At 39.3% G+C, this 25,463-nt stretch carries 24 protein-coding genes; 13 read left to right on the forward strand and 11 right to left on the reverse strand.

The features are described from left to right. The first annotated feature begins 1 nt into the window (after position 1). Positions 2-88 carry an IS3 family transposase gene (locus ACTJKN_RS23380; RefSeq protein ID WP_440828259.1) on the forward strand — a complete coding sequence of 29 codons (87 nt, stop codon included), beginning with the start codon at positions 2-4 and terminating at the stop codon, positions 86-88. 152 nt (positions 89-240) lie between these two features. Here ACTJKN_RS23380 and ACTJKN_RS23385 read toward each other — a convergent pair whose 3' ends face one another. From ACTJKN_RS23385 to ACTJKN_RS23410, 6 genes are all read right to left on the reverse strand, one after another. Beyond that, complete coding sequence (locus ACTJKN_RS23385; RefSeq protein ID WP_440828115.1) at positions 241-516, reverse strand: hypothetical protein; 276 nt, start codon at positions 514-516, stop codon at positions 241-243. Between the two features lie 221 nt (positions 517-737). Next, positions 738-1,625 (reverse strand): 4-hydroxy-tetrahydrodipicolinate synthase, encoded by an 888-nt coding sequence (gene dapA / locus ACTJKN_RS23390; protein WP_440828116.1) that lies wholly within the window; start codon positions 1,623-1,625, stop codon positions 738-740. A 64-nt stretch (positions 1,626-1,689) separates the two neighbouring features. After that, positions 1,690-2,070 carry a GxxExxY protein gene (locus tag ACTJKN_RS23395; RefSeq protein WP_440828117.1) on the reverse strand — a complete coding sequence of 127 codons (381 nt, stop codon included), beginning with the start codon at positions 2,068-2,070 and terminating at the stop codon, positions 1,690-1,692. An 84-nt stretch (positions 2,071-2,154) separates the two neighbouring features. Then, entirely contained in the window at positions 2,155-4,170 is a 2,016-nt protein-coding gene (ligA, locus tag ACTJKN_RS23400) for an NAD-dependent DNA ligase LigA (RefSeq protein ID WP_440828118.1), read from the reverse strand. Positions 4,171-4,200: 30 nt separating this feature from the next. Then, complete coding sequence (locus ACTJKN_RS23405; RefSeq protein ID WP_440828119.1) at positions 4,201-5,703, reverse strand: hypothetical protein; 1,503 nt, start codon at positions 5,701-5,703, stop codon at positions 4,201-4,203. Between the two features lie 37 nt (positions 5,704-5,740). Beyond that, positions 5,741-6,415 carry an ACP phosphodiesterase gene (locus tag ACTJKN_RS23410; protein WP_440828120.1) on the reverse strand — a complete coding sequence of 225 codons (675 nt, stop codon included), beginning with the start codon at positions 6,413-6,415 and terminating at the stop codon, positions 5,741-5,743. A gap of 118 nt (positions 6,416-6,533) precedes the next feature. Here ACTJKN_RS23410 and ACTJKN_RS23415 point away from each other — a divergent pair, with 118 nt between their 5' ends. Continuing rightward, positions 6,534-7,835 carry a patatin-like phospholipase family protein gene (locus ACTJKN_RS23415; RefSeq protein ID WP_440828121.1) on the forward strand — a complete coding sequence of 434 codons (1,302 nt, stop codon included), beginning with the start codon at positions 6,534-6,536 and terminating at the stop codon, positions 7,833-7,835. Positions 7,836-7,885: 50 nt separating this feature from the next. After that, positions 7,886-9,172: a tyrosine--tRNA ligase gene (gene tyrS / locus ACTJKN_RS23420; RefSeq protein ID WP_440828122.1), complete on the forward strand. Its 1,287-nt coding sequence runs from the start codon at positions 7,886-7,888 to the stop codon at positions 9,170-9,172. Positions 9,173-9,307: 135 nt separating this feature from the next. Here the strand turns inward: tyrS and ACTJKN_RS23425 are convergent, their stop codons facing one another. Together ACTJKN_RS23425 and ACTJKN_RS23430 are read right to left on the reverse strand one after the other, a co-directional pair. Continuing rightward, positions 9,308-9,814 carry a DUF6678 family protein gene (locus tag ACTJKN_RS23425; RefSeq protein ID WP_440828123.1) on the reverse strand — a complete coding sequence of 169 codons (507 nt, stop codon included), beginning with the start codon at positions 9,812-9,814 and terminating at the stop codon, positions 9,308-9,310. 496 nt (positions 9,815-10,310) lie between these two features. Continuing rightward, positions 10,311-11,513 carry a GTP-binding protein gene (locus ACTJKN_RS23430; RefSeq protein WP_440828124.1) on the reverse strand — a complete coding sequence of 401 codons (1,203 nt, stop codon included), beginning with the start codon at positions 11,511-11,513 and terminating at the stop codon, positions 10,311-10,313. Positions 11,514-11,599: 86 nt separating this feature from the next. On the opposite strand from ACTJKN_RS23430, the gene ACTJKN_RS23435 reads away from it, so the two are divergent. The 8 genes from ACTJKN_RS23435 to ACTJKN_RS23470 are packed head-to-tail and all read left to right on the forward strand — an operon-like array spanning position 11,600 to position 15,810. Beyond that, entirely contained in the window at positions 11,600-11,995 is a 396-nt protein-coding gene (locus ACTJKN_RS23435) for a MerC domain-containing protein (protein WP_440828125.1), read from the forward strand. Between the two features lie 28 nt (positions 11,996-12,023). Beyond that, positions 12,024-12,182, forward strand: coding sequence for a hypothetical protein (locus tag ACTJKN_RS23440; protein WP_440828126.1), 159 nt, complete (start codon positions 12,024-12,026; stop codon positions 12,180-12,182). Then, the gene (locus ACTJKN_RS23445; RefSeq protein WP_440828127.1) at positions 12,175-12,801 is read left to right on the forward strand and encodes an ABC transporter ATP-binding protein; all 627 of its coding nucleotides are present in this window, start codon (positions 12,175-12,177) and stop codon (positions 12,799-12,801) included. Before ACTJKN_RS23440 ends, ACTJKN_RS23445 begins: the two co-directional genes overlap by 8 nt. Then, a complete protein-coding gene (locus tag ACTJKN_RS23450; RefSeq protein ID WP_440828128.1) occupies positions 12,801-14,015 on the forward strand; it encodes an ABC transporter permease in 1,215 nt (404 codons plus the stop codon). The genes ACTJKN_RS23445 and ACTJKN_RS23450 overlap by 1 nt, the downstream gene beginning before the upstream one ends. A 19-nt stretch (positions 14,016-14,034) precedes the next feature. Next, a complete protein-coding gene (locus ACTJKN_RS23455) occupies positions 14,035-14,472 on the forward strand; it encodes a hypothetical protein (protein WP_440828129.1) in 438 nt (145 codons plus the stop codon). Further along, on the forward strand, positions 14,472-14,906 hold the full coding sequence (locus ACTJKN_RS23460) for a hypothetical protein (protein ID WP_440828130.1): 435 nt from the start codon (positions 14,472-14,474) through the stop codon (positions 14,904-14,906). The genes ACTJKN_RS23455 and ACTJKN_RS23460 overlap by 1 nt, the downstream gene beginning before the upstream one ends. Further along, complete coding sequence (locus ACTJKN_RS23465; protein WP_440828131.1) at positions 14,903-15,352, forward strand: hypothetical protein; 450 nt, start codon at positions 14,903-14,905, stop codon at positions 15,350-15,352. Before ACTJKN_RS23460 ends, ACTJKN_RS23465 begins: the two co-directional genes overlap by 4 nt. A 20-nt stretch (positions 15,353-15,372) precedes the next feature. Next, on the forward strand, positions 15,373-15,810 hold the full coding sequence (locus ACTJKN_RS23470; RefSeq protein WP_131030158.1) for a Fur family transcriptional regulator: 438 nt from the start codon (positions 15,373-15,375) through the stop codon (positions 15,808-15,810). Between the two features lie 3 nt (positions 15,811-15,813). Here ACTJKN_RS23470 and ACTJKN_RS23475 read toward each other — a convergent pair whose 3' ends face one another. From ACTJKN_RS23475 to ACTJKN_RS23485, 3 genes are read right to left on the reverse strand one after another with little or no spacing between them, the layout of a single operon-like run. Beyond that, positions 15,814-16,797 carry a LuxE/PaaK family acyltransferase gene (locus ACTJKN_RS23475; RefSeq protein WP_440828132.1) on the reverse strand — a complete coding sequence of 328 codons (984 nt, stop codon included), beginning with the start codon at positions 16,795-16,797 and terminating at the stop codon, positions 15,814-15,816. A 19-nt stretch (positions 16,798-16,816) separates the two neighbouring features. After that, positions 16,817-17,176 (reverse strand): hypothetical protein, encoded by a 360-nt coding sequence (locus tag ACTJKN_RS23480; RefSeq protein ID WP_440828133.1) that lies wholly within the window; start codon positions 17,174-17,176, stop codon positions 16,817-16,819. 6 nt (positions 17,177-17,182) lie between these two features. Next, the gene (locus ACTJKN_RS23485) at positions 17,183-19,612 is read right to left on the reverse strand and encodes a penicillin acylase family protein (RefSeq protein WP_440828134.1); all 2,430 of its coding nucleotides are present in this window, start codon (positions 19,610-19,612) and stop codon (positions 17,183-17,185) included. Positions 19,613-19,808: 196 nt separating this feature from the next. Between ACTJKN_RS23485 and ACTJKN_RS23490 the strand changes: the two genes are divergently transcribed. Then, positions 19,809-22,682 carry a TonB-dependent receptor domain-containing protein gene (locus ACTJKN_RS23490; RefSeq protein WP_440828135.1) on the forward strand — a complete coding sequence of 958 codons (2,874 nt, stop codon included), beginning with the start codon at positions 19,809-19,811 and terminating at the stop codon, positions 22,680-22,682. A gap of 288 nt (positions 22,683-22,970) precedes the next feature. Then, positions 22,971-25,433 (forward strand): glycoside hydrolase family 31 protein, encoded by a 2,463-nt coding sequence (locus ACTJKN_RS23495; protein WP_440828136.1) that lies wholly within the window; start codon positions 22,971-22,973, stop codon positions 25,431-25,433. Positions 25,434-25,463: the final 30 nt, after the last annotated feature.

The following is a 25,463-nucleotide window of genomic DNA, read 5'->3' on the forward strand; positions in this document are numbered from 1 at the left end:
TATTAGTTATTATAACAATAAAAGGATAAGATTGAACTTAAATGGAATGAGCCCGGTTGAATACCGGACACAAGTATTAAATAATTAATAAGTTTGTCCAACTTTTTGGGGGCAGTCCAGGTTCAGGGTAGTGGGTTATCGCGAAAAAATAGGGAAAGCCAAAGGTGTTTGGCAAGACAACCTGCTGATGGAAAGAAGAAATAAATTGATTGCATAATAAACAAAAGGCCTTTTGTTATTTTAGTATCTGAATAACTTATAATCATCCGCATAAATTCCTTTCTCAAACCTCACAAGTTTTTCATTCCGGAAAAAGAAAAATTTGTAATTCGTGCTGGCGTAATATGTGCTGTAAATTCTGGTTCCATCTTCTTCATTCGCGGCAACCAGTTCCGGCTTGTTTTTCTTTTTGAAATCTGATTCCGACATGCCCATCGTAAAGGTAGGTTCGAAGCCAACTAAGGCCCTACAGCTCAGCAGAACCAATGCCAGGCCAATTAAAATTAATTTTTTCATGTGTGTGTTTATTTGTGTGTATGGAAGCCAATTCAATAATGATGCCTTTAATATTCCTAAAACTTTTGGAACGTTATAGTTTTTGAACTTTTTTTAAGGTGTTGATTGTCAGATAATTTATTTACGTACTTTTTTATTTACACACAAAAAAACAGATTGTCTTTATTTACTTTTCAGCAAAATCAAACAATCTGTTCTAAAAAATATTAATAGGATAGCGTTTAAGCCACCTCGCTTAGTTTTTCTATCTCTGTAGTAATCGATTTTTCTAGTGATTCAGAAGCTTTAACCAATGGTAATCTAACCGTATCGCCACAAACACCTAAATGTTTTAATGCAGCCTTTATTCCTGCCGGATTGCCCTCAGCAAAAGCCAAACGTGTAAATTCTATTAAGCTTAAATGGGCAGGCAAGGCCGCTTTATAATCGCCAGCTAAACAAAGTTTCACCATATCAGAAAATTGTTTAGGTAAAGCGTTTCCGATTACCGAAATAATCCCTGCAGCACCTAAAGCAATCATCGGCAGAGTAACCGGGTCATCACCAGAGATTAAAAGAAAATCTACAGGTTTATCTCGCATAATCTGGTTAAACTGATCAAAACTTCCTGAAGCCTCTTTGGTTGCAATAATGTTTTTAAAATCATACGCCAGTCTGCAGGTGGTTTCAGCGCTCATATTGCTTCCTGTACGGCCAGGTACGTTGTATAAAATCAAATCTAAAGGAGAAATTTCAGCTAAATACTTATAATGCTGATAAATTCCTTCCTGAGTAGGTTTATTGTAATATGGACTAACCGATAAAATGGCGCTGTATCCGTTAGTATCAAAAGATTTAATATCTTCAGCAACGGCCAAAGTGTTATTGCCACCTATGCCGGCAACTAGCGGTAATCTATTGTTATTAATTTCAGCAGTATAGGCCCACACCTTCTTCTTCTCGTCCTTGGTCATTGTAGCGGTTTCGCCGGTTGTACCTAAAGAAACGAGGTAATCTATCCCTCCGTCTACCAAATGATTAATCAGGTTTTTTAAGCCGTTATAATCAACTGATCCATCTGTGTTGAAAGGTGTAACCAATGCTACACCAGTACCCTGAAATTTGTTCATTATATAATTTACTTTTTGTTTTTACCACGAAGCCACAAAGGGCACCAAGGCTTTTATTTTTAAGTTAAAAATAGCCATTTATAACTCTTTTTATTCCATCTTTTATTTTTGCCTCATTAAAATTAATAAGCAATCCTAACTTACAATTGGAAAGCTTTAAATAGGTTATTGTTTGTGCAAGATGAACTTCTTTAAGGATGCTCACAGCTTTCACTTCAATAATAACTTTTCTTTCAACCAAAATATCTATTCTGTAATTACAATTCAACTTCACGTCCTTGTAATAAACAGGAAGATCTATTTGATTGGAAACCTGCAGTCCAGCATTAACCAATTCATAAACTAGGCAAGCCTCATACGCCGACTCTAATAATCCTGGCCCTAGTTCAACATGAACCTGATACGCAGCATTAACAATTAATTTAGCAATTTCATTTTCAGTCATCCCTTAATTTTTAAAATATTTTTTTAAAGCAATAGGGATGCTTTTAATCAATTAACTTTGTGTTCTTGGTGTCTTTGCGGTTAACTAAGCATTTATCATCTCTAAAAGTTCGGCATCGCTGATGATCGGAACGTTTAGTTTATTCGCTTTTTCCAGTTTCGATGGACCCATATTGTCGCCTGCTACCAGGTAATTCAATTTGCCCGAAATGCCGCTCAGTATCTTGCCTCCATTGGCCTCAATCATATCTTTTAGCTCATCGCGGCTAAAGTTTTCAAAAACGCCCGAAATTACGAATGTTTTTCCAATAAGCCTATCACTATCAAGCGTAATTACTTTTTCTTCAATTTCAAACTGTAATCCGGCTAATTTTAATAATTCTACCTGCTGTAAATGCTCAGATTTTCCAAAATACTCAACAATACTCTCTGCAATCCGCTGACCGATCTCATCAATGGCAATTAATTCCTCTACAGTAGCTTTAGAAAGGTTGTCGATATTCTTTACACCAGCGGCAGTTTTCTTTGCAACTGTTTCACCAACATATCGGATACCTAAGCCAAAAAGTACTTTCTCGAAAGGCATTTCTTTCGACTTTTCAATTCCTGCAAGCATGTTCTCGATCGATCGTTCTCCGAAACGGTCTAAGGTTTTTAGTTGATCTGATTTTTGATGCAGCGTATATAAATCGCTGATGTGCCTTACAAGACCATGCTTATAAAAGGTTTCAATAGTTTCATCACCGAGCCCATCAATATTCATGGCCTTGCGTGAAATGAAATGCTGAATTTTTCCAACAATCTGCGGCGGGCAACCCTCATCGTTAAGGCAATAATGAACTGCTTCTCCTTCTCTTCTGATTAATTCTGTTCCACATTCGGGGCAGTTGTGTAAATATTGAACCTTGGTAGCGCCAGGCAATCGCTTATCTAAATTTACCTTAATAATTTTTGGAATAATCTCACCGCCTTTTTCTACATAAACGGTATCGCCTTCATGTAAATCTAAACGATCTATTTCATTCGCATTGTGTAATGTAGCGCGTTTAACCGTGGTACCGGCCAATAAAACAGGTTTTAAATTGGCAACCGGCGTAACTGCACCTGTTCTCCCTACCTGATAGGTTACTCTTTCCAATACAGTTTCAACCTCTGCCGCTTTGTATTTGTATGAAATGGCCCAACGTGGGGATTTGGAGGTGAAACCCAATTCTTGCTGTTGTGCATAACTGTTCACCTTAATTACAATACCATCGATGTCATAACTTAGTTTAAAACGTTCGTTCTCCCAATGGTGGATAAATTCCAGTACTGCATCGATGTTAGAAACTAGTCGGTTATGTTCGCAAACATGAAAACCCCAATCTTTTACGGCATTTAAACTTTCCCAATGGGTTTTAAATTCATTTTTATCGGTGTATAAGAAATAAATAAAACCATCTAAGGGCCGTTTGGCCACTTCTTTGCTGTCTTGCATTTTGATAGTACCCGAAGCAAAATTTCTAGGGTTTGCATAAGGAATCTCACCAAGTTCTTCACGGGCAGCATTTAAGCGTAAAAAGGCCGCTTTGTGCATAAAAATCTCCCCACGGATTTCGAAATGTTCAGGTGCTACATCCGATTTGATTTGGTGCGGGATGGTATGAATGGTTTTTACGTTATTGGTTACATCATCACCTTTGGTACCGTCGCCACGGGTAACGGCCCGTAAAAGTTTGCCGTTTTCGTAAGTAAGGCTAATAGACAGGCCATCAAATTTTAATTCGCAAACGTATTCAAAATTATCGCCAATCGCTTTACGGATACGTTCATCAAAATCCCGGAGATCTTGTTCGTTATAGGTATTCCCCAACGATAACATGGGGTATTTGTGGTTTACAGTAATAAAATTTTTGGTGATATCGCCACCAACACGCTGTGTAGGCGAATTTGGATCGGCAAAATCAGGATTTGCTTTTTCAAGCTCGGCAAGGTGCTTTAATTTTTTATCAAACTCATAATCGCCAATGGTAGGCATGGCCAGCACATAATAATTATAATTGTGCTGGTTTAATTCGGCCACCAGGGCATCCATTTCTTCTTTTATTGCAGTTTGCGACATAAGACAAATATAGAAAAAGGAGCAGAGTGATTAATATTTTAGTTGTAAAAGCTGTAAATCTACTTTCTTGCTAAAAATGCCCATACGCTCAACGAATGGAATAATAAAACTACCATTTAGCCAGCTGATGGACTCGGTATTGGCATAATAAGAATTTTTGATGTCGTCCTTAGCTATCAGATTGATTTTGTTTATTGCGCCTGATTCAAGGTTCATTTCAGCATATACGGTAGCGACTGCAGTAAGACCATCTTTTTGGTTAGCTAAGATTCGAAGGGTTTTCTCTGCCTGGTTGAACGAAACCTCTAATCCTTCACCGGCGATACTACTTGTATAATCACGGGGCAAGAATTGATGATAAAGTGGTTTCATTTGAACATCATAGGCATTCATCAGAAGCGATCCCTCAGATGTAATAGAACCATGGCTGCTCGTAACAGAGAACCTTGGGGAAATAGTAACTAGGAGTGTATTGTTGTATTCTGCCATATTTCTGATATTCATGTATTTAATATCTGAGAAAGTCAAGTCATCGAATTTCTTATTGGCTGGTACAAAAGATTTTTGCAGTTCCTTAACATGGGCCTTGTCAAACACTTCTTTGGTTGAAGTAAACGTTCCGTTATTAAAATCAATTCTTGCTATCAAGGTAGAACGCTCTTTGTTTATATTTTTATAGAATATACCAATATAATTGATCAATGGTTTTTTACTGCTTGCAAAAGTAATTGACGATATCTCATCCTGATTTAAGGCATCAACAGGAATGCTTACGGTTTTGAGTGGGTTGGGGTTGCTGCTTAAATAAATGGCCACATTACATTTTCCCTTCGGAGCATCTACCGTACTGATAATAAAACTGCCATCATCTCCGCAAGATGCCTTCCAACTGTCGCCATCTGGCATTTCGGGCTCCATTTTTTGGATCTGCTCCAACTTATCATTAAAATCGATTACGGTGTAGCTTTGCGATTCATTAAAGTCCTTCTCCATTTTAAGGGCGGTTAAAATACCAACCACCGGTAAGCCAACATGTACTTTACGTTTCGCCCCCGTTAACCTGCTGGCCATTTTGAAATAGGAGCCGTCATTAGAGAAAAAGAATTCTGGGGCTTCCACAAAATCTTTACTGCCGTCATAAATAATCTTTTGAGAAAGTATTTTGCCTGTTTTTTCTTCCAACAGATAGGCGACAAATTGATTGGCAAAACTTTTAAAGTAGCTACGGTCTGTAGAGGCAACAACCATAATGTTGCTTTTAAATTTTCCAATGGCCATTGGAAAACCAGTAAGTGTTGTAAGCCATTTCTGACTGAGCTTATCATCAACGGTAACAACTGCGAAGTCAGCTTTAGGTACGTCAACAATCATAGCAATGGCATTACCGGATAAATCTACTTTTGTGCCGTACCTGCTATCATAAGAGGCCCTGATGTTCCAGGTTGGTTTTTTGATAACATTAATCTGCTGTTGAGCGAAGGTATTGAACTGCAAAAAAATGATCAATAGGGAGAGAATTAGTTTAATTTTCATTTAGTTATTTGGTTTTGCCCCAAATATATCAAAATAATCAAACCAGTTTTTCCTCAATTTCTTTAAAAATGTCCATGTAATCTTCTTCTAGAACGGTTTTAAAAATCCCAAGTTCAAAAGTCAGCTGCTGCAACTGCTTTTCATTTAACGTTTCTGGCCACAAACGCATACAGATCCGGTTAAGGGCATAACTAATGTTTTCGAGTTTTTGGTAACTCAACAGGTATTTACTGCTGATGAACTTTTCCAGAAAGTTGAAAAATACTGCTGGATCTTTCAGGTTACAATGCTCTAGAAAATCGCTTAATGATTCTTTTTTTACTGCGTCGAGTTTATCATAGAAATGATTCACCTGAACCAGATTATGCGTTACCAATAAATGATCCAATAAAAGTTCTAAGCCAATATGTGCGAGGAATGAAGGGCGGACCGCAGTATTTTCTACAATTGGCTTAATGAGCTGCTTAAGTTCGGTGGTTTTCTCGAGGAAAAAATTAGAGGAATGAAAAAGCAGGTCGACGGCTAAATGTCTTTTCCAGCCTAAAAGTAAGTTTTCCTCGTCAGGATTTCCTTTAAATAGGAATTCATTCTTCTGAGGGTATAAATTTGCCTCTTTAGCTGCATTTTTAATCAGATCTGGCAAAACCGTTCCCATTACCACATTGGCATCATTATTTGTCCGGTCGAAATAATAATGGGATAAAAAGTTCATCTTGCAAGGTAATGTTTTCTTACAGGTTGTAAAACCAGAATTGAAAATATTGATCATAAATCTATATTGTTTTGAAGGCGAATTATGCATAGCTTTAATTGTTCTTAATCGATGCATCATGCCTAATGCTAAAACCTATAGAATACTATCCCTTGATGGAGGTGGTTCCTGGGCGCTTATCCAGGTAAAGTGTTTACGTAAACTGTTCGCCGAAACTTTTAACAATCTGGATCCTACAGGGCACGAGGTTTTAGCCGAATTTGATCTGGTATCGGCCAATAGCGGGGGCAGTTTAGTTGCGGCAGCTATGGCCGAAAACCTGAAACTTTCTGAAATAGAAAAAATATTTGATGATGAAAAACTCCGCAGCAAAGTTTTTTCGAGGCTGAGTTTTTTTGAGAAAAGTTTACTTTCAAGCGTGGCCAGGATCTTTAAAATCGGAGCCAAATATGCAACCAAGCGAAAACACACCGCCTTAAAGGAAATTTTACCCGGAATTGCAAAGATCGATATGACGGATATTCCAGCACATGTTGCTGTAAACGGTGCAATTAAAACCCAGTTTTTGATTGTCGGTTACGATTATTACCGCAATAGGGCCGAACTGTTCAGGTCTGACTGTGGTAGTATGGCCTCAACATCTGTTATTGAACGGAAGCTTAAAAACTTGCCTCAACAAGCAGCAACACCGTCAGATTGTATGGTGAGCCTGGTTGATGCCATCCACGCTTCTAGTACCGCACCGGTTAACTATTTTAATGAACCAGCTACTTTTAAGGTGAATAATAAACCCAAATATTATTGGGACGGAGGGGTTACGGGTAATAATAATCCGGTTTTAGTTGCCGTTACCGAGGCCATTTGCAATAGGGCGCAATACGGGATCGAGAACGTTCAGGTACTTTCTATTGGTACTGGAACAGTTTCGCAACTGCAATACGATGAGGAAATTCCGGTAAGATATGATGAGCTGAAGACCAAACAAGAAGCGCCAGGCCTGATCAAGGATATCCAGAAAATGGGGACGAGTATTTTAAACGACCCGCCCGATACTGCTGCTTTTGTGGCTTACATGATCCTGAACCCCGATATGCCGGCTAAACCAATAGATTTTATCCGCATGAATCCGGCCTTACGACCGATATTACTTGATGATGCCACGGGTAAACACTGGGATCTGCCGGTTGGGATAAATAAAGATGAATATGTGAAGCTCAATACGATGGATATGGATGCGGTAGAAGATGAAGAAGTTTCATTGATCAAAAAACTATGTGATAACTGGTTAAACGGAGAAGGTGTGCCAAATCAGTCTATCCGAAGTAATTCTAGCCTCAACTGCCTTATCGGTCATGCAGATTTTGAGGCGGCAAAGACCGATTTTAAGAACTGGTTTACAAAACCAACTAATTTGCTTTAAACTAAGCTAAAATTTTATCTTTGCACGCACATTATTAAAGTGTTTGTACAATGACGAATTTTGTTGAAGAGTTAAGATGGCGTGGCATGCTGCATGATATTATGCCGAATACTGAGGAAAAGTTAAACGAGGGTATGACTTCTGGTTATATCGGTTTCGACCCTACTGCAGATTCGTTGCACGTTGGGCACTTAACGCAGATCATGACACTGATTCATTTTCAAAATGCCGGTCACAAACCCTTTGCTTTGGTTGGTGGAGCTACAGGTATGGTAGGCGATCCATCGGGAAAATCTGATGAACGTAATCTTCAGACACCTGAAATGATTGAGCATAACCTGAAAGGCATGAAAAAGCAATTATCTAAATTCTTAAAATTTGAAGAAGGTGGAAATGGTGCGGTAATGGTTAACAACGCCGATTGGTTTAAGGATATGAATCTTTTTACCTTTATCAGGGATGTAGGTAAACACATTACCGTGAACTACATGATGGCAAAGGATAGTGTTAAAAGACGTTTGGAAGGTGATTCTGGCTTATCTTTTACCGAGTTCTGCTACCAGTTGATCCAGGGGTACGATTTCTATCATTTATGGAAAAACGAAAATTGCTTGGTACAGATGGGCGGATCAGATCAATGGGGGAATATTGTTACCGGTACGGAGCTGATCAGAAGGAAAGATGCAGGTACAGCTTATGCCATTACCACCCAATTGATTAAAAAAGCAGATGGAACCAAATTCGGTAAAACCGAAAGTGGTGCAGTTTGGCTGGATCCAGAGAAAACTTCTCCTTATAAATTCTACCAGTTTTGGTTAAATGCATCAGATGATGATGTAAAAAAATGGATCCGTATTTTTACATTAAAGAATAAAGAAGAAATAGAAACCTTAGAAAAGGAACATGATGCCGCTCCGCATTTGCGGATTCTTCAAAAAGCTTTAGCTGAAGACATTACCATAAAAACCCACTCAGAGGAAGCTTTGGAAGCAGCCATTAAAACATCTGAGTTTTTATTTGGAAACGGATCTTTAGAATTTTTAAAAAGTTTATCTGAAAATCAGGTGTTAGAAATGTTTGAGGGTATTCCACAGTTTAACATTTCGAAATCTGAGCTAACAGAGGGTATTGATGCGGCTACTTTGCTTGCAGAAAAAGCTACAGTTTTTCCTTCAAAAGGCGAAACCAAGAAGCTGATACAAGGCGGAGGCGTTTCCATAAATAAAGAAAAGGTAGCTGATCCTATGCAGGTTTTCAATACTACGCATCTGATCAACAATAAATTTATTGTGGTTCAAAAAGGCAGAAGAAACTATTTCCTGTTGATCGCTGAATAAAATTTTCGGGCCCAATGAAATTAAAGATTTATTCATTGGGCTTGAATTTAAAAATGAACGGGAAGTTGATCTCCTGCATGAGCCTCCGTTAAGCCGTATCGCCCATAAGTCACGAAAATCGGATTATGAAGGTATTTATCTGTACCCGAATATTGTGAAAATCCCCTCATCTTCTTCATAAGGTATATGCAACGCTGTTAAAAGGAGTTTAAATTCTTCGGTTTCGTCAAGTACTTTAGGGGCAATTAAACTTCCCATATGTTCCGCATAACATGGTCGTACTTTTATGTACTCAATAGTAAAAAACAAAGGCATACCCTCATTATAAAACGGTTCCCAATTTCCTAACCAATGTGGAGTCTTACTTATTTTTACTTCTTCATAAGTCTTGTCATCAATAATGAGTTTTTCTAAATACGGAGGTGGGAAAGGCAATTGTTTTATTGCATTTTGAAGTTTCAACCATTTGGTGTCGTTCATTACTGACGACAGCCCTTTTTTTGTAACAATTTTTCTTATTTTCTCTTTTTCCGCTAAAATATCCGGATCGTTTGATGTATAGTATTTATACTTTTCTCTTTCAGAAATGTCAGGGTTTCCGAAGAAATCACTGTAAAAATCCTTTCGCTCACTAATGTCCATTTTAGCCCTGGTTTTAAAATTCTATCAATTATAATTAAGTATATATAATATCCACTAAAGAAACTTAATATCAAAAATAACATTTAGGAGGTTCCCTCTGAATTTCTCGTGGATATCATACAGAAAATCAGTTCCTTTGTATTGAATTTTAGGTAGTTGCTTTAAACGAAAAAAGCCACTTCAGTGGCTTAAATGAGATGTTAACTTGTAGATGCTAATTAAATACGTAAAACTTATTAAAGCACTTATAACATTTGTACCTCTTAACTGAAATCCATGGCATAAGCGTTTTAAAGAGAAAACCCCTTGGTACCCTATAGGTTTCGAAATTTTTACACTTCGGGCAAGATAAGCGGGTTTTAACTAAAGTTAATTCTTCTGTGGGTTCCATAATAAGCGTAAGTTTGGTTGGGCAAATCAAACTTACGCAAAATAAAACCCAAGAATATCATCGAAAAACTACCATTTTGTTCATTTCATCGACTATTCATCCATTTTAAGGTAAAATATGTTCAAAAGGGTTCTTAAAGGTGTTTTTTGTTTTATAATTTTTTACTTCTGTATCAGTTAACAGACAATATTCAAGCGATTTTTTTAGCTCCTCGTTGTTCATTTCCTGTCCAATAAAAACAAGTTCATTTTTACGATCCCCAAAATCATTATCCCAATCTGCGTCAATTTCAGCTCTGTTTTCCAGGTAGTCCACGTATTGTTCACGTTCATGCTGCTGCATACTTGCCCACCAAACCCCTGCCGGATCAATACGCAATGAACCACCTGCCTGCGAAAAATTGATTGCTTGCTCTGGCATGGCAGCTAAATAGAAGATACCTTTTGAACGGATAATATTCTGTGGAAATTCCTTATTGATGTAATGCCATAATCTTTCAGGGTGAAAAGGTCTTTTAGAACGGAATACGGTAGAACTTATTCCATATTCTTCGGTTTCGGGCTGATGGATTTCTTCTAATTCTTTTTTCCATCCTGCTCCTTCAGATGCAGATTCAAAATCGAACAGTTTTGTGTTTAAAATTAAAGCCGGATCTATTTCTCCAAAAAGTGTCTGATAAATCTTGGCGTTTGGGTTCAGTTTAGAAATCAGCGCCCTGAGGACCTTAATATCGGTATCACTTACCAGATCGGTCTTGTTCAATAAAATTACATTCGCAAATTCGATCTGGTCGGTAAGTAGGTTAACGATAGTGCGTTTATCAGCCGCATTATCAACCATGTTGCGGTCGGCAAGTTTATCTGCCGAACCAAAATCCCTGTAAAAATTATAAGCATCAACAACAGTAACCATTGTATCTAACTGGCTAAATCTACTCAGATCGATACCTGAAGCTTCGTCAATAAAAGAAAATGTCTGTGCAACAGGAATGGGTTCAGATATCCCCGTACTTTCGATCAAAAGGTAATCAAAACGGTTTTCTTTTGCCAATTTTTCTACTTCGATCATCAGGTCTTCGCGCAGGGTACAGCAGATGCACCCATTGCTCATCTCTACCAGTTTTTCATCGGTTTTAGATAAGGTGTGCTGATCTTTAACCATAGCCGCATCGATATTTACCTCGCTCATATCGTTCACAATAACGGCCACTTTTAAATCTTGCTTATTCCTCAATATAGCGTTGAGCAGTGTTGTTTTACCACTGCCCAAGAAACCGCTCAATACGGTTACCGGTAATTTCTTTATCATGTTAATGCAATTATGTTGCAAATATAGCTTTGATTATTTTAAATGCAACTATATTGCTTTTATATTTGGGGACTAAATTTATTTTAATGAAACTACGGAGCTATAAAATCAACCTCGACCGGATCGGCATTACCGCCTCGACACTTTGTGCCATACATTGCGCAGCCTTACCATTCCTGATCACTGTTTTGCCGATGTGGGGAATGGGGTTCCTGGCCAACGAGGCGGTTGAAATTACGATGATTGCAATTTCATTGATTATTGGTGTTTGGAGCTTAATTGCTGCCTACCGGAAACAACATCATCGCATTATACCAGTCCTGGTGCTTATTTCAGGCTTTGCCTGCATTGCATTTGGGCATTTTTCGGGAATTGAGCTGCTAGAGCCGATTTTAATTCCGCTTGGTGGATTTACCATTGCAATTGCCCACTATATCAATTTAAGAATGCTCAAGTCTTGCCCAATAGATCATCAGCACTAAAAATTTATCCTTATTAACTAATATGTCAATGAATTATAAAATCTTATTTATCGCTGCTTTGCTGTTTATTACGATGTTAAACCCTGCCTGTAAGCATGGTACAAATGATGGAATAGAAATGTACAGGCGTTATGCCATCAAAAATCTGGTTGTTAAAAAAGTGCAAAAGGTGTTACATTATGATTAAGATCAGTTCACTGGCACATGTTTATGAAAAGGGGAGAAGATTAAAATTTCCATACTGGGAAATCGCTGATATGGAACACTGGCTTTTACTAGGTGCATCCGGCAGTGGAAAGAGCACACTGCTTAATATTATTTCTGGTCTTTTGGAGCCAAGCCAGGGTGAAGTTTTAATTAACGGAACCGATTTATATACGCTGCCTGCAAGAGGACGAGATAGGTTTAGGGGAAGGCATATTGGTATCATTTTTCAAAGGCCACATCTTATTCGTTCACTCGATGTACTCGATAACTTAGCGCTTGCTGCGGTAATGGCTGGCCTACCTATAGATCATGAACGGAATCTTTCACTTTTGCAAGATCTGGGTATTGCTGAGCTGGCTAAAAATTATCCTGATCAATTAAGTGAGGGGCAGTTGCAAAGGGTTTCGGTGGCGCGTGCATTGGTAAATAAACCGGATCTATTGATTGCTGATGAGCCTACATCTAGCTTAGATGATGAAAATGCCAATCAGGTAATCCAGATGTTGACTTCCCAGGCTAAAGATAATGGAGCAGCGCTGATCATTGCCACACACGACCGAAGGGTTCGGGACCACATTACTAAAACCTATCTACTCTAATGAATATCTTTAAAATCAGTAGCAAAAACCTCGTCAGGAATAAGCTAACAACAATTTTGAATATTATTTTAGTTGCCTTTGGTGTGGGCATCCTGTCCATTCTTTTTTTAGCTTCTACACAGATTAGCAACAAACTGGAGAAAAATGCTAAGGATATCGATCTGGTTGTGGGGGCAAAAGGAAGCCCCTTACAGTTAATATTAAGCAGCGTTTACCATATCGATTACCCAACGGGAAATATTCCGGCTAAAGATGCCTTCAAATTAATGCAGAACCCTTTGGTTAAAAGAGCTGTCCCTTTGGCATTGGGCGATAATTATAACGGCTACCGGATTGTGGGTACTGATAGTACTTTCTCCAATCTTTACGGTTTATCTATCCAAAAGGGAAGCTTTTGGCATAAAGATTTAGAAGTAACCCTTGGTAGCACTGTTGCATTAACATCGGGGCTTAAAATTGGCGATTCTTTTTTCGGCGCACATGGTTTAACCGGGAATGGAGATGTTCATAAACAACATGCTTACCGGGTAAAGGGGATCTTAAAACCACAGGGAAATATAACCGATAACCTGATCCTCACTAATATTGGCAGTGTGTATAAAATGCATGAAGAGAAACATGCTGAGGGCCATAGCCACATTTCTGCAGAAGGAGCCAAAGAGATTAACGATAAAGAGATTACAGCCTTGCTGATCCAGTATAAATCGCCAATGTCGGTGATTCTTTTCCCCCGGATGGTTAACCAGAGTACAAACATGCAGGCGGCCTCTCCTGCGATGGAAAGTGCAAGGTTGTTTTCGTTGATCGGTGTTGGAATTGACACGTTACAATGGTTTGCCATATTTATTATGGGGATTGCAGCATTAAGTATTTTTATCAGCCTTTATAACGCAATGAAAGAGCGGAAATACGACCTGGCCATTATGCGTTGTCTGGGCGCATCAAAATCGAAACTCTTTTTTCTCATCATGTTTGAAGGGGTTTTGGTTACATTTATCGGTGCCTGTTTGGGTTTGTTAATCGGGCATGTTGCCCTTGAGGTAATCGGGGCCCATCAGGAATCTTCTCAGGCAAAATTAACCGGGCTTACTGCAATTCCACAGGAAGTATATTTAATCTGGATCGGGCTATTTATTGGCACTTTGGCCTCGCTTATCCCTGCTATGCAGATTTATAAGGTTGATATTGCCGAAACTTTAACCAAAAATAGATAGCCGGGTTGAGGTTAATCCGATGAAGAAATTAGTTTTATTGGTTGTTTCATGTTTAGTTATCCACGTAGTAGCGGCGCAGGTTAAGGTACATACCGACATGCGCACGCCTACCTGGAACCTGATCGGTTTAAGGTATGATGCAGAAATTACTCCAAAGAAATGGGGAAGCGTTTTTCCACCGGCATTAAAGGCATTGCACAATAAGGTTATTGAGTTGCCGGGTTACATCATTCCCACAAAGGTAGGCTCGAAATTTAGCGAATTTATGCTCTCTATTGTACCCATTGCTTCCTGTCCGTATTGTGGCTCGGGCGATATTCCATCAATGGTGCAGGTGAAAATGTTAACGGCTATTCCCATTACCGAAAAACCGATTAAATTGAAAGGGATATTCATTATTAACGATTCTGGTGATGATAGGAGCGAGTTTTTTCTTTTAAATGCAAAACAGTTATGATGAAAAAATATATAACGGTTTTATTGATATTGATCTCTTTTACGGCTGTTGCGCAGGTAAATGTACATACCGATATGCGCACGCCGACCTGGAACCTGATTGGATTAAAGTACGATAAGCAGGTAAAACCATTGGTTTGGGAGACTGTTTTTCCACCTGCATTAAAGGCAATCGATAACAAGATAATCGAAATCCCTGGGTATATTATCCCTACTAAAGTGGGCAATAGCTTCAGCGAGTTTATGTTTTCTATTGTGCCCATTGCCTCCTGCCCATATTGTGGCACGGGCGATATCCCTTCAATGATAGAAGTGAAGACTTTAAAACCGATTACCTGGACCGATGAGCCGATTACCCTGAAAGGCAAATTTATAATCAACGATTCTGGTGATAGCCGGTCTACTTTTTTTCTTTTAGATGCTATAAAACGATGAGACATTTGCATTTTATTTTCTTTCTGTTTTCCGTTTGCTCAGTTGCTGCACAAACGCAAAAGCACAACCCAAAAGATCAGTTGCGGTCTTTAAACTGGGATATAATCGGCTCTGTGAAATTTGAACTTACCGAAAAGAACGAACTTTTGCCCCTGTTTACAGAGTCGATCAGACGTTTTGAGAACAGGGAGTTTGATTTAACAGGTTACCTGATCCCTATAAAAAGTGGACAAAAACAACAGCAATTTCTTTTGGCTACCCTGCCCATTAACCAATGTTATTTTTGTGGGCAAAACGGTGTTCCGGTAATGATTATGGTTGAGATGGAAAGCGCGGTGCCTTATGGCGAAAAACCCATCCATGTACGGGGGATTTTAAAATTGGAACAAAAGGATGCGAGTTATGCACCGCCAATAAGCATCAAGAATGCCAAACTGATTAATTAATTGCTTATTTTTGTATTGCTATGGAAAACAAAACAGCGCGTTTCGAAAAACTTTTGGTTAAAAACGGACTTAAAAGAACTGCTCCACGTTTGCAGGTGCTGGAGATTTTGAGCGGAAGAGATTCTGCAACATCTCAACCTTATTTGGAGCAGGTGATGGGAAAGGATGCAGACCGTGTTACTTTATACCGTGTTTTGCAGGCTTTCGAAGAAAAAGGGATTATACATAAGGTTTTAGATCAGCAGGGCACAGCCAATTATGCCATCTGTTCTGATGGCTGCAGTGCACACGAGCACCATGATGAACATGTACATTTTAACTGCGATAACTGTCATAAAATTTATTGTTTGGATACCGTTAAAATTCCGGCATTAAAAGTTCCTGCCGGATTTAAAGTAGAGCATCTTAACCTGATTGCTACCGGTTTATGCGCCAGCTGTTCGGATAAGGTAAATTAGGGCTTACTGCACCAAAAGATTACAACCCCTGATATCGGCATCGTCAAACCGGCCCAATACTTCAAAACTTTGATCAGGATTTATTCTCCCCAGATCCTGTGTGGCAATAAATGAGCAAGAATTGAGATTGGCCAGATCGATTACATTGATGCCCCCAGTCCTGCCATTAGCTATCAAACTTAAAGGATCGTTGGTGTCGCGGATCAAAACCTGCATCCAGCTGGGACAGTTAAAGATACCTTCTCCCAAAGAATAAGCCTGAGAAAGTAGTTCGGTCATTCCATATTCGCTATGGATAGCCTTTACGCCAAGTCCTTTGGTTAATTGTTCGTGAAGTTCTTCCCTTACCATTTCTTTACGTTTCCCTTTCATTCCTCCGGTTTCCATTACAATCAGCTCGGGGAAATCGATCTCAAACTGTTCTATAAAATCGAGCAGGGCATAAGTAACACCAATTAAAACAGTTTTTTGCTTTTTTGATTTAAGATCCAGGAGGGTTTTCAGCAATTCGTCGTGATTGTATAAAAAGTAACCACTTTGTGGATGCCTGCTCTTTTCGATCAGATCGTTGACCATATAAATCAGCGATGAACCAGCTCGTTGCTGGTAGGATGGGAGCAGGGCCAAAAAGCAATATTCGGTGATGTTCCCGTAAAATTCTGCAAAAGCCTGTAGATAGCTCTGCTCATACAATTTAACGTTGGTTACATGATGGCTACTCTGTACCATGCCCGTAGTGCCAGAACTGCTGAAAGTAATTTCGACAGGATCGGTACTGCTGAGAATGGAATGGCTTTTAAAAAAACTGATGGGTAAAAAAGGGATCTGTGCAATTTCACTCACCTCATCAGCATCAATGCCTAAATGAAAGATATATTCGCGGTAAACATTGCAGTTTTGGGCCTGTAATTTAAAAATGCTTAAGGCAAGAGCGTTAAAAGCATCGGTACTTTTTACAGAAAATATATCGTTAGCTGTTAAATTCACAGGGCAAAAGTACGAAGCATTATGCTATTTTCTCGTCAGTTTTTTTCGCCAGCATTGCCATGCGGAACTGATAACCACAGTAACCGCTAATCCCGGCAACCAGGCCACTTAAAATCCCCGTAATCAATAGCAGTGCCCACCAGAGTTTTATACCCGTCATTACGGCCACTCGGCCAGCAAGGACGTTATCATTAGGTAAGCTTTTAAATAAAGCATATCCGATCCAAAGTAAGAAAATAGCAAGGAAAGATTGCCAAAAAGCTATTTTTCCTGTTTTGCCGATAATGCCACAGGTGGCAAATGAAATTACAATAATGATCCACCAGGGGGCAATCATTTGTAAAAGGAAACAGATTATTAATATAACAATGAAAACCATTTTAGCCTATTTAGAAATTTTTAAACGAGAAATAACCGTGCCCGATTTATCATCAGGACTTTGCATATAAAACAGATCGTACAATTTACCATTTGCCCAGGTATCGATCATATTATCATAAAATTTGCTTCCGGGATTACCAGATTGGCCGCCTGGATAAACCCCATGTCCTTTCGGCGTTTTACCCAGTTCAATCACCATCCGCCACGAGGGGCCGTTGGCTTCACTCAAAGCATTAATCGCAGTTTTCGCACCACCAATCTGTAAAACCTTCGAACCGAATCCTGGTATTTTGGCCAGATGTGGTACATTGGTCTGTTTTACATTTGCCCAATCCCAATCTCTGTTTATCGGCCCAAAGCGTCTTTCCAAGCTATCGCAGCTATATTTAAAAGCTTCGTTAACCAGGTCAGATAATGTTTCTTTTTTGCTGGTATTGATGTTGTCATACCAGGTTGCATTGGGTTCTTTCAGGATCATTTCCACCGTGCGGTCTCTAGAAGGGTAACGCATCGGGATTCCTTTGACCTCGAATTCGTCTGCCCAGATATCATGTGATAAGCGTTTGGTCCATATCTCAAATACGCTGGCTGCAATTTCATGGGCATCATAACGTTTGTTCCACTTGTTCAGGTAAGCCAATGCTTCTTTTTGTGTTGCGTTTAATTGCTCATTATTCAATAAGGGCAATAAAGCAGGAACCAGGTTCTGCGCCATAATGCTGTAATTGTCGGTCTGCATCAAACGGATGCTATCCAATGTAGCCTTGTTCATGGCCGATAAGCGGTCGTTGATCCTTTTGCCACGCTCGTAAGGTGCAAATTCCCAGTTAATGTAGTATGGATAAGTAGTATCGGTAGAAGACTGGTTGGCCGAGCTTACAAAACCGCGCGGCGGATTCTTAACTGTTGGATTCTGTGCATTCGGGATCCAGCCATGCCAATCGTAGGCCGAGTCGGTACCATCGAGGATAAACTTGCCCTGATCCTTCCATTTTAAAGGAAATTTCCCATTTGGTGTGATGGCAATATCATTATCTACACTAGCGAAAACAAAGTTCTGTGCAGGTGCGGTATAATAAGTTAAAGCCTTACGGTAGTCGTTATAATTTTTGCCGCGGTTCAGGTAATAGAAAGTCATGAGCTCATTCGACTCATCATGCGCAATCCACCTCAAAGCGTCGCCAACAGGTACATTATCGGCCCTGCCGTATTTTGGTTTCTGGAAATATACCACCGGCCCGTGATGGGTGTAGTAAACGGTATCTATTTCATCTTTTCCACCACGGATTTTAATCGTTTCCAATCTTTTTGTTGTGGCTTTCCATTTATTGTTGTACCAATATTCGTTGTGGCTGGAATCTTTAAACTTGATTTGATAAAAATCCAGTACATCAGCGGCAACATTGGTTACACCCCAGGCTATTTTCTGGTTAAAACCTATAATTACGCCCGGAGCACCAGGTAATGAAACACCATAAGTATTTACGCCCGGTGCATGCAGTTGAATCTGATACCAGATTGAAGGAAGTGTTAAGTCCAGATGTGGATCGTTTGCCAAAATCGGGTATCCTGATGCAGTTTTTGTGCCAGATAAAGCCCAGTTATTACTGCCAATACCTTCTATTTTTTCGGTTGTTTTTACTTCGCCGGTTTGCGCCTGGGTGAAGCTTTCTGGCGTTTTAGGTGTTGGTAAGGGAGAGAAGTCCCATTTTGTGCCAACAGGGATGATCGGGTCTTCACGGAACGGATAATCCGGGAAAAGATTTTTGGTCACCTCAGGGCCGAATTTTTTCAAGATGTTTGTCATGTAAAATTCGTCGGAACCCATGGCTAAAACTGCCGACATCTGTTTTAGGAGCAGCGCACATTTTACAGGTGTCCAGTTTTCAGGCTTAAAATCTAGTATTTTGTATTCTAAAGGATAATTGGCTTTAGAAAGCGTTTTGATGTAGGCATTAATCCCTTCTGTATAAGCTAAGATCATTTCTTTGGCTTTAGGATCGGCCATCATACCTTTTAACGAGTTTTCTGCCCCGTAAACCATGCCCATCCGGCGCTGATAACGGTCTACCTCTATTGCTTTATCGCCAACCACTTCACTAATTCTCCCCGCGGCAAAACGGGTCTGGAAATCCATTTGCCAAAGGCGGTGCATAGCGGTTACATAACCTTGTGCCAGATACAGATCGTGATCATTCTGTGCAAAAATATGCGGAATCATACGATCGTCAAAAACGATTTCGATTTTATCTATTGCCCCTTTAATTTTCGCTTTATGGTTAAACATAAAATGATTGTTCTCTGCATTTTGCCAGAAACCCATAAAAGGATTTAGGAATTTTAACAGTGGAGGTGTACTACCTAATTTGGTATTAAATAAAAAAGCTAATGCTATCGGAATAATGATGCAGAATACGGCTTTAATTTTATTCATAATGGTTAGCTAACAAGTCTTTCGCTAAGATAGGGCAAAATGACGGTTTATGTTTAATGCAAAATACAACAAACTGTATATCAATCAAAATTATAATTCGAATTGAAATTATTATGCTAACATAATTTGTTTAATTCAAAAAAAGAATTTAAGTTTATATAACTAATAATACAAACAACCAAATTAACAATCGTTTATGAGCAGAATTTTTACACAGATCTTCTATGTGTTATTATTTGTGTACGCAGGCAACATTGCGGCACAAGCACAGAGTATTACGGTTAGCGGTACCGTAAAAGACAAGCAATCGAAAGAAGGCCTGGCAGGCGTGAGTTTAACCATCAAAGGCCATTCTGGCGGTACAGCCTCCACAAGCAACGGTAGTTTTACATTTACAACAACGGCTAAGGTTCCCTTTACGCTGGTGGCGTCTTACGTGGGCTATGGTACAGTAGAACAGCAGATTACCGGGAATGCTACGGGAATTAACCTGGAACTCGAAACAGCAGTGGTTTTGGGAGGCGATGTAGTTGTTTCGGCATCGCGTACACCTGAGCGTATATTAGAATCGCCGGTTTCTATCGAGCGGATGAGTGCTGCTTCTATCAGGGAAATTGCCGCACCATCATTTTATGATGCTTTGAACAATATGAAAGGTGTAGAAAGCAGTATGCAGAGTTTAACTTTCAAGTCGATTAATACACGTGGTTTCAATTCAAATGGTAATACCCGTTTTAACCAATATATTGATGGAATGGATAACCAGGCCCCTGGACTAAACTTCTCAGTGGGTAATATTGTGGGTATAACCGAGCTCGATGTAGATAATGTAGAGCTTTTACCAGGTGCTTCTTCTGCCCTTTATGGTGCAGGTGGTATTAATGGTACGCTATTGATGACGTCAAAAGATCCTTTTAAATATCCTGGCGCAAGCTTTCAATATAAAACAGGGGTAAACCATGTTAATGATGATAATAGCAGTGTGCAGCCTTTCAATCAGTTGGATGTGCGCATGGCAAAATCTTGGAACAATAAGTTTGGCGTAAAAGCGGCATTTTCATTTTTGCAGGCCAAAGATTGGATTGGGAATAATTTTAACAATTTCGATCGGGTTTCGCGTACTGTTAAATCGGGAACAAGAGAATCTGATCCAAACTACGATGGAATCAACACCTATGGTGATGAGTTGAGTCAAAACATGAGAAATGTAGCGCAGAGCGTATTGGCATCAGGAACAGCAACCTACATTAAAAATTATGGTTTGGCAACGGGCGGAATGGTTCCGAGTCAGGCACAGATTACAACATTCCTTTCTACAAATGCGCAGACCAGACCATTTTATGTGGGATTGAACACGCCGGGTTTAATTCCCAATCAGAACATTACCCGAAACGGTTATCAGGAAGCCGATCTAGTAGATTACAACACAAAGTCGTTGAAGGCATCCGGAGCTTTATATTACAATATCAGTAATACAGTTCAGGCAACTTTTCAGGCCAATTGGGGAACAGGTACTTCGGTTTATACCGGATCTGACCGTTATTCATTACGTAATTTCAATATTGGCCAGTACAAATTGGAGGTAAAAGGAGAAGATTTCATGTTACGTGGTTATACCACACAAGAACGTTCAGGCGATTCTTATATTTCTTCTATCTTGGGTAGTTATATTAACGAAAAATCTAAAATTTCTCAGGCATGGTTTCCTGAATATGTAGGCAATTATGTTGGTGCACGATCGCTTGGACAAACTGATGCACAGGCGCAGATCACCGCTAGAACGGCAGCAAACTCTGCTTCAGCAGGAGGAGGCGCTTATTTTGCGCCAGGTTCCCCCCAGTTCCTTCAGGCAAAAGATCAGATAATGAATACCACAATCAGTGCTTCGGATCCTACAAAAGGTATCTATGGGGCTAAATTCGATGATAAATCTAATTTATATCATTATGAAGGGCTCTATAATTTCACCAACCTTTTCAATAAAGTGGTGGAGTTTCAAGTGGGTGCATCATATCGTTTATACGATTTAAATTCGGCCGGAACAATTTTTAACGACTTGACAAATTCTATTGATATTAAAGAATACGGTTCATTTGCACAGATCGGTAAAAAATTCTTTAACGATAAAGTTAAATTTACTTTTGCAGGTCGTTATGATAAAAGTCAGAATTTTGAAGGCCGGTTTACACCAAGGGTAACCGGGGTATTCACAGTTGCCAAAAACAACAACATCAGGGTTTCTTACCAAACAGGGTACCGTAACCCAACCACACAAAATCAGTATATAGATTTATCAGTAGGTGGCGGCACGCAGCGTCTAATTGGCGGACTACCTGAAATTATGTTTAATAAATATCACCTGGATACCAATAAACCTTATACAGATGTAAGTTATCGTGCATATCTGGCATCTGCCGCTACTACCGGTGCGCCGAATCCAGCTTTATTGCAAGCCTATAACTTTGACGCACGAGGCGTACGTCCAGAAAGCGTACAATCTTATGAATTAGGTTATAAAGGATTGCTTCTTCCAAATTTATTGATCGATGCTTACGGTTACTATAGCATCTATAAAGACTTTATCACAGCAGTAGATGTTTATCAGAATGTTGGCGGAAGTTTTGTGAAATTCGGTGTTCCGGTTAATGCAGAAGGAGAGGTTAATTCTTATGGGGCAGCGCTAGGATTAGATTATCTGATCGGAAAATACAACATCAGCGGTAACGTTTCCTATAATGAAATCGGCGATTTACCAGTTAATTACATTAACGATTTCAATACCCCCAAAATCCGTTACAACCTGGGTTTTGGTAATAAAGAAATTATTAAAAACTTTGGTTTTAATTTGGCATATCGTTGGCAAGATCAATTCTACTGGAATTCTTCTTTTGCCTCAGGTCAGGTACCTGCATACAGCTCTTTAGATGCGCAGGTGAGTTTAAGAATCCCTTCAGTACAATCAATAATTAAACTAGGTGGTTCGAACGTGCTGAATAAATATTATTTTACTTCTTACGGAAATCCATCGGCAGGCGCTATCTATTACGTAGCCATTAGTTTTAATCCATAACCAGTTAATTGAGTTTTAAGGGCCTTCTATGCTAAAAGTATAGAAGGCCTTTTTTGTGCACTGATTATCAGTTTCTCATTTATGGTTTTACATTGCAATTAGGTTGATTTAATGTCAATATAGCCCAAAAATAAAATGAAAATAAAAAGCTTAGTGTAAAAATCACACTATTAAAACAATCTTTTCATAAAAAAGCTACCCCCCTTTTGTAAAATATTTGTATTATAGTACTTTCTTAAGCACATCCCGGTTTAAGAACCATGAATTTAAAATTTTGAATAAATAAGGATGGAAGCGCAAAACGACAAACCTAACGAGACAAGTGATCTGATCGAAAAGGAGCAAGAAATACAGCATTTAAACAATCCAGTTGATATATCGGTAAAGCCAATTGTTAAACAATACCTTGGTGCAGTTAAAAAAGTAAAAAAGGAGGGCAACCGTTTTTATTTTTCTGATGGCGACGCAAGGGTAGAAGTTCGGGTAGTAAGCGACGATATTATCCGCGTTCGCCTGGCTCCTCATGGCGTTTTCTTAGATGATTTTTCTTATGCCGTACCCGAAGTAGATCAAAAAGTGTCTGTTTTTAAAATGCATGAACATGATGATCATTTCACGATTTCTACCCATGCGGTAACCTGTAAAATAGAAAAAGCAAACTTCCATATTTCTTTTTTTGATAATATTACCAATGTAGTAATGGTTGATGAAGCCAATTCTATGCACTGGGAAGAAAATGTAGATTTTGGTGGTTATTATATCTATGCAACAAAAAAATGCCACCCTGAAGAAAATTTCTTCGGTTTGGGTGATAAATCTGGTAACTTTAACCTACGGGGGCGCCGTTTCGAAAACTGGAATACCGATGCTTACTCTTTCGGCTGGAACCAAGACCCACTTTACCGTACCATACCTTTTTATATCGGTTTGCACAATCAGGCGGCCTATGGTATCTTTTTCGATAATACCTTTAAATCGTATTTCGATTTCGGGTCGGAGGACGTAAATAAAACCAGTTTCTGGGCCGATGGCGGAGAACTGCAATATTATTATATCCATGGCCCGCATATTATGGACGTGGTTAAACGTTATGCAACTTTAACGGGAACACACCCGATGCCACCAAAATGGACACTGGGTTATCAGCAATGCCGCTGGAGTTATTATCCTGAAACAAAAGTTAAAGAAATAGCCAAACAGTTCAGGGAACGTAAAATCCCTTGCGATGCCATTTATCTGGATATTGATTACATGGATGGCTACCGTTGTTTTACCTGGAACAAAAAATACTTTCCAGATCCGCGAAGAATGATCAAAGAGCTATCTGATGATGGTTTTAAGACGGTGGTGATGATCGATCCTGGAATTAAGGTGGATGACGATTACTGGGTTTTTAAAGAAGGTAAAGAGAAAAGATTTTTCTGCCGCCGCAGCGATGATTATTATATGGAAGGGCATGTTTGGCCAGGGCGCTGTCAGTTTCCCGATTTTACCAATCCAAAAGTACGGAGCTGGTGGGGTAACTTATATAAAGAGCTGGTAGATATGGGCGTTGCAGGTTTCTGGAACGATATGAATGAACCAGCCGTATTTGGTTCAGGGACTTTCCCTAACGATGTCCGCCATAATTATGATGGCTACCGCGGCTCGCACCGTAAGGCACACAATGTTTATGGCATGCAAATGGTGCGGTCTACTTATGAAGGATTAAAAAAATTGATGCGCAATAAACGTCCTTTTACGATTACAAGGGCTGGTTATGCGGGCATGCAGCGTTATGCAAGTGTTTGGACAGGCGATAATATAGCAACCTGGGAACATTTAAAGATCGGAAATATACAGTGCCAGCGTTTATCTGTTTCTGGCGTGCCTTTCTGTGGAACAGATATCGGCGGATTTAGTGGTGAGCCAGATGGTGAATTGTTTACCCGTTGGATCCAACTAGGTACATTTTCTCCCTTTATGCGTGCGCACTCTGCCGGCGATACAGCAGAACGTGAACCCTGGAGCTTTGGCCAGTTTTTCGAAGATATCAACCGTAAGTTTATCGAATTGAGGTATCGTTTAATGCCTTATCTATATTCTGTTTTCTGGGAGCATCATCGTTATGGCTTTCCTATTTTAAGGCCTTTAGTGATGCTTGAGCAAGAAAATATCAGCAACAGTTTCCGTCAGGATGAATTTTGCTATGGTGATAAACTATTGATATGCCCGGTGTTAGAGCAGGGTGCAATATCTAGAAAAGTTTACCTTCCGAAAGGAACCTGGTATAATTTCTGGACCAACGAAATCCTTGATGGCGGTAATGAATATACAGTTGATGCGAAAATAGACAGTATGCCAATGTTTGTAAGAGCGGGTACAGTTTTGCCAGAATATCCGGTAATGCAGTACGTTGATGAAAAATCCATTACCGAAGTGGTATTGAATATCTATCATAGCGATTATGAGGTTAATTCGTACATGTATGAAGATCATGGTGATACTTTTGCCTACGAGCAGGATATTTATCTGGAAAAGAAATTCACTGTAAAAGGTGATAATCAAGCCATTAAAGTGAATCAGCGTAATGAAGGATTGTATACGCCTAATTATGAATTTTATGTCTGCAATGTGATCGGTGTAAAATTCCAGGTTAAAAAGATCATTATCGACAATAAAGAGGTGACAGATTTTTATACCGATGATCAGAATATCCTGCATTTTAAATGCAATAAGAACTTTTTAGAAATACAGATCTTAAGTCTGTAAACATTGAGCCCCAAATGCTGTTTAGTATTT

It is taken from the genome of Pedobacter sp. 22163, assembly GCF_052045595.1.
In the GTDB taxonomy this organism is placed as follows: Bacteria; Bacteroidota; Bacteroidia; order Sphingobacteriales; family Sphingobacteriaceae; genus Pedobacter.